We start from the raw sequence: 5569 nt of genomic DNA, 5'->3' as shown, positions 1-5569 counted from the left end.
GGTGAAGTTCCTTTAGATGTGGAACAATACCTGAATAAAGTTTCGGTACTATCTACATTACAAGAGATTGTTAAATTAGCAGCTACCGCTAATTCTCTCGCAGAATTTAAGCAGTCTTTGGCAAAAATCCAATCCTAGAACTTCTTTAGAAAACGGGTTTCTATTTAGAAAACGGGTTTCTTTGAGAAACTCTTTGAGAAACCCATTTTCTTTGAGAGACCGGATACCGACCTCTGGCTTTTTGTTTTGATGGTGGACATCTACGTCGTTTTCTGTATTTTTGGCTGCAAAGTTGTAGATAGGGTAACTTTCATCGTGTTTGTATTGCCTGTTTCTGCTCCAATGTTGAAAAACAGATATTTGAGTTCTCCCTTCGCCTTTAGACTGACTGAACCATTAATTTCAACAGTCAACTGACTTTCTACATCTACCTTGCTTGAAAGAGCTTCCATGACAGATTCAAAGAGTTCTTGCAACTGAACTGCGACGGTTTCCTCTTGCGGTCCCAAGGTAGTCAGGATTTCCTCATCCTCAGTTTGTAAGCTACTAACTGAAGCTGGATCGACGGCTGTGGCATATACTTTAATTGGCATGGTCTTCCTCCTTGGAATTTTTTTGCTGTACAATCGAGAAATCAGGATCGCCATAAATACAATACAGTAGCCAGAATAAGTTTCTTTCGTTGGCTGCAACTTCTTTGGCTTTGGCTACAGCCTGTCCGATAGTAATTTTCTCATCTGGGTTGAATAATTCACGGTAAACAATTTCGGCGAAGTTGACAGCATATTTCACTGGTACGGCTCCTAAAGTTCCAATGAAAGCATCTGCACCACGCTGATAAAATTTCCAGCCAAAACTGCTAAATTTTCCAAAGGTTAACACGGGAACAGTTGAAGCACAAGCGTTAGCAAACACAAGAATACCTGGCTCAAGCGGTAGCCTTTGGATGGTTTCAGGGAGCAAGTTTTCAATTCGGGTTTTGTTTTTATCGCCAGCAATTTGGAGTAGGTGCGGTTCTAAATGTCCGTGACAGGTAAAATGAAGGGCATCTGTGCCAGGAATAGCTTTTACAAGGGACGAAATTGGCTGTTTAGCTAACAATTGTACCGCTTCCGGGGGGAGAAGATTAGAGAATAGATGGGTAGCTCGCTCTGCTTCTGAGGAAGGTACATCTCCACCGACAATATTGACAATCCGCTTGATTTGTCTTTTTCCCTTACTTTCAGGTCTATTTTTGTCTGGTAAATCTTGACTATCCCTGAGGCGAGGAGAGCGTGCAATAATAAACTTCTTTCCCCAAAAATCTTCGCCGTCGTACATTAATTCCCAGGGAATCCACTGTTCATTAGAGGAGATAATGACAGGGGAACCAATCTTCCAAGTTCGCATTTGTTTGGCCACTTCAGAGGGAATTAACATCTCGAACAAGTTAGATCCAACACTCTGAAGATTGAAACAGATACTCTCCCAACGCTCATCAGAGGGGTTTCCTTGTTGTACTACTTCTGTTAAGAAAGCATTCAAACTTCGCAAGTCATCTTCAATTTTGTCCTGAATGTTGGGAATTGTTTTCTCCCACTCGCCTAATCGATTCGCTGGGAAGATAGTATAGAGTAATTTACTTTCTCGCTCAATCCAAGTAACATTAAGTGTATGTTTATCGGGATTAACCGTCATACTTTCTAAGTTTTTGAGACCATCAATTGGGTCTTCCATTGATAAAACTTTTGGCGATATTTTATTATACGAGTAGGGAACTACATTAGCTGGAAGCAGGACATATCCAACTCGTGTTGCTCCTTTAAAAAACTCAATCTCAATTACTTGCTCACCTCTTTCAAGAGGAACAAGGGTAAAAGTTACTTCATTGGAATCTCCCATCACTGGAACAGTCAACTGCCGTTGATAAGGTCTTATGGCAAATGCTGGAGCAGTAACCTTGACACTTAGTTTAACGTGCTTAGTATTACGTCCTACTGTAAGCAAAATTTTTTCTTGAACACGAGTAAATTCTGGAATCTCTTCAGTTAGCTGAATCTTTAACTCAGCTTTTTGCTCAAGAACACATTCTGATGGGAATTCGATTCGAGTGTGGCGTTCAATTGTTAGGCTATTAGGCGGCCGACGGGGTTTAATCGGCCGACGGGGTTTAGTCGGCCGATTAAACCCCCCACGCTCGTTAATCCCGCTACGCTCGTTAATCCCGCTGCTAATCGGGTAAATTCTGTTTAAATTCGCTTCTCCACCTGCCATTTTGTAGGGGGGAACCTTAATCGCCGGTTCCCCCTTTACATCTAAGTTTATGTCTTGAACAAATTCAGTTTTTCTTAGTCCCTCACCGATTACTGATAAGCTTGTTTCTGGATGAGTGAGCAGTTGAAATTGAATACAGAAATCAGCCAACTGGAAATATCGATTCTCAATAGCTTTATAGGCTGTTTCAAGAAGGTTCAAATCGACTTGGCTCAGAATAGTTGCAAATTCAGCCACAAGGATTTGAGTAACCGATTCGGACATCTCTTGGGGTTCCTTGATCATCATTCTAATCCATGAACGAGATAACCCCCCCAAAAGATCGCTGGCTTCTGTCACCTTATTTTCTCCCAGCAATGCAGCAAGTTGTACGAGTTGTCTGTTGCGAGTGTTAGGAAAGTATGCAGCCAAAGCATAAGCCTCGGCGAATTCCCCTTCTCCCAGAAGAGCGACAATCGGTTGCAGCCAAGTTTCACGAGGTGTTTCACTGCGAGTTTCCATTTCCTATACCCTTCCTGACAACGTGGAAAATCTCGTCCTCACTGGTACTGGTAATCTTAATGGCACGGGTAATGCCTTGTCAATTTGGTGCGGCAATTAATGCCCCTCTCGCTTTTACCCGGGCAACAAATAGCACCACGACCAATATTAACACCATTGTTACTAACGTCTTTACCGATGCTAATGGGGCAACAGCCGGAAATCAAGCTCTCGGAATTAACAGTGCTGTTTTAGTGCGGGACAATAGTTCTTCTACTTACCTAATTATCAACGACGGTACGGCGGGTTTCCAAAGTGCTAATGATTTGGTGATTAATCTCACCGGGTTAACGGGTACTTTACCGGCGCTCGGCACTATTGCGGTCAATAGTTTCTTTGTCTAAATTAATGGGGGGATTAATTCTCCCCTTTTAATGCTCCCGTTCAAGTAATTTTGATACAAAAAAAGTTAAGAGGCTCTTCTCGACTTTGTGTTATAATTTTTGTCTATGAAACCATGAAATACCTATCAAGCAAGACTTTTAGGGCTATTTTGACGTTCGGCGATGCTCAGTCGAGCCGAGGAAGAAACTAGAAAATATCAGTATAGACCTCGTTTCCACACATAAACCAGAAGCTCCCAAATACTGATGGGCAGTCAGGAGTTTAAACTTGTGGAGAGACTGTAAGACTCGTTGGGATTCGTCTCAAAAAGCAGGTTTCTGTGAAGCAAGAATCTCCCATCACACAGCTTGGCATTGTGATGGCGAGAGTGTCACAATTGTGTTCAATTACTCGTCATCCCAGTCATGCCTTCCAGCGGTCAAGTGAAATCGATTTTTTTTCTTATCCTCTTTCTCCTCAGTATTCTAGGGGGTATTCTACTGGCTTCGCTACTTCAACAACCAGCGATCGCCCAATCTCCCTCCTCGGATACAGTGCTGAATCGTTATCAAATTGGACAGCAAACCTATCTAGAAAATTGTGCCACTTGCCATATTGCCATTCCTCCGAGCATCCTACCCAGTCAAACTTGGAAAAAAATCCTAGAAAATCCTAATTCTCACTATGGTATCCGTTTAAAACCAATTGTTGGCATTACTCAGCGTTTTATCTGGGATTATCTCAGTTATTCTTCCCGCCCTCTTACCCAGACTACTTTCGTTCCCCTCCTAATTGAACAGTCCACCTATTTAAAAGTTTTGCACCCTAGGGTCAATTTACCTAATCCTATCGGTCATACCACCTGTGTCACCTGTCATCCCAACGCTTCCCGCTACGATTATCAAACCCTTACCCCCATCTGGGATGATGCAGCCTAATCAGTGATCAGTTTTCAGATGCGAGTTTTTAGTTCACTGATTACTGATTACTGTTTACTGATCACTGAGAGGAGGTGCAGTTAGGGTGATTTCGCCAATTTGGCCAGCTTTACCCATTAATTGGGCCGGTTTTTGGTTAAGAGAGATTTTAACACCACCAGCATTGCCCGATCGAATATTTAAACTCTTTTGGGCTGTCCAAGTTTGTTTAGTACCTGGTTGGAGATTGCCTTCATGGACTTTTTTGCCATCGGCAATTACCCTTACCCAAGCGGCCTGTTCAATAGTTACTTCGGCTGAGAGGGGAACTTTTGACTGAGGAGAAGGGGAAGGAGAGGCTACCGGTGCGGGAGGGACTACTGGCGCGGGGGAAACCACGGGGGAAGGAGAGGGAGCAACGGCAGGGGCGTTAGAGAGAGGGGGACGGAGGAAAAGATAGCCAATACCACAAAATATGCCCGCCAGCAAGCCTAGCCAGAGATACATCCCGAAAAAGGTTGATTTAGCCGGTTGGGGGCCAGTTTCCGGGGCTGGTTTTTCTGGTTTCACCGGTTCCACTTTTGGGGCAGCGGGTTCAGCCTTGGGGAGAGGGGTAACTTTTGTGGGCAGTGTTTTCGGGATAGTTACCTCTTGAGCTAATTGTTCCGCACTAGGAGACAAGCGATCGGCTAAAGCTTTACCATCAATTTTTAGAGCATCACCGTAGCGTTTGATAAATCCCTTGACATAAATTAATTCTGGTAATTTCTCCCAATTCCCCGTTTCCAACGCTTCTAGCATTGATAATCTAATCATCGTCAGGGCGGCGATATCGTCTATGCTCAGGCAGCTTTCTTCCCGCTTTTGACGTAAATAAGTCCCGATTTCCTTGATTTGTTCGGCTTGTAGGGGACTGAGTTGACTCATAATTCCAGTCATCGAAAATTTTGGGTCTGAAACCCCGTCGTTCTACGACGGCTTTACCGTTAAATATTAGCACATTTACGAAATATATGCTAAAATGTGAGACATGGAAAAAGCATATTCTTACCGATTTTACCCCACACCCGAACAAGAGTCGCTATTGCGGCGCACTTTGGGCTGTGTAAGATTAGTTTACAATAAAGCTCTCCATGTCAGAACACAAGCATGGTCCGAAAAGCAAGAAAGAGTAGGCTACGCTCAAACTTCTTCAATGCTAACCGATTGGAAAAAACAAGAAGAATTAGACTTTCTCAATGAAGTTAGTTGTGTACCTTTACAACAAGGGTTAAGACATTTACAAACAGCTTTTACTAACTTCTTTGCTGGTCGTACTAAGTATCCTAACTTTAAGAAAAAACATCAAGGAGGAAGTGCCGAATTTAGCAAATCTGCTTTTAAGTTCAAAGACAGACAAATCTATTTAGCTAAATGCACAGAACCTTTACCTATTCGATGGTCAAGACAAATCCCAGAAGCTTGTGAACCAAGCACAGTAACAGTCAGATTACATCCTTCTGGACGTTGGCATATCTCAATAAGATTTGATGACC

Annotated in this window: 5 protein-coding genes and 1 pseudogene; 3 read left to right on the top strand and 3 right to left on the bottom strand. The window is 43.0% G+C overall.

Translation table 11 applies throughout. From position 1 onward, the window contains the following. Positions 1 to 260: 260 nt before the first annotated feature. Complete coding sequence (locus IM479_RS04300; protein WP_287685841.1) at positions 261 to 593, bottom strand: hypothetical protein; 333 nt, start codon at positions 591 to 593, stop codon at positions 261 to 263. Further along, positions 583 to 2754, bottom strand: a complete 2172-nt coding sequence (locus tag IM479_RS04295; protein WP_287685843.1) for a CHAT domain-containing protein — start codon at positions 2752 to 2754, stop codon at positions 583 to 585. Before IM479_RS04295 ends, IM479_RS04300 begins: the two co-directional genes overlap by 11 nt. Between IM479_RS04295 and IM479_RS04290 the strand changes: the two are divergent. Together IM479_RS04290 and IM479_RS04285 are read left to right on the top strand one after the other, a co-directional pair. Next, positions 2738 to 3137, top strand: a pseudogene (locus IM479_RS04290) (bluetail domain-containing putative surface protein); the annotation flags it as partial. The gene IM479_RS04295 and the pseudogene IM479_RS04290 overlap by 17 nt on opposite strands. Before the next feature lie 405 nt (positions 3138 to 3542). Beyond that, positions 3543 to 4055: a dihem cytochrome c family protein gene (locus IM479_RS04285; protein WP_287685845.1), complete on the top strand. Its 513-nt coding sequence runs from the start codon at positions 3543 to 3545 to the stop codon at positions 4053 to 4055. Between the two features lie 54 nt (positions 4056 to 4109). On the opposite strand, the gene IM479_RS04280 is transcribed toward IM479_RS04285, so the two are convergent. Beyond that, the gene (locus IM479_RS04280) at positions 4110 to 4973 is read right to left on the bottom strand and encodes a helix-turn-helix domain-containing protein (protein WP_287685847.1); all 864 of its coding nucleotides are present in this window, start codon (positions 4971 to 4973) and stop codon (positions 4110 to 4112) included. A gap of 91 nt (positions 4974 to 5064) precedes the next feature. On the opposite strand from IM479_RS04280, the gene IM479_RS04275 reads away from it, so the two are divergent. Next, on the top strand, positions 5065 to 5569 hold a 505-nt coding region (locus IM479_RS04275), incomplete at its 3' end, for an RNA-guided endonuclease InsQ/TnpB family protein (protein WP_287699248.1).

The sequence above is a fragment of the Microcystis sp. M165S2 genome (assembly GCF_020245885.1).
In the GTDB taxonomy this organism is placed as follows: Bacteria; Cyanobacteriota; Cyanobacteriia; order Cyanobacteriales; family Microcystaceae; genus Microcystis.
Note: the sequence above shows the minus strand (reverse complement) of the source record. Positions and strands in the feature narration are given on the sequence as shown.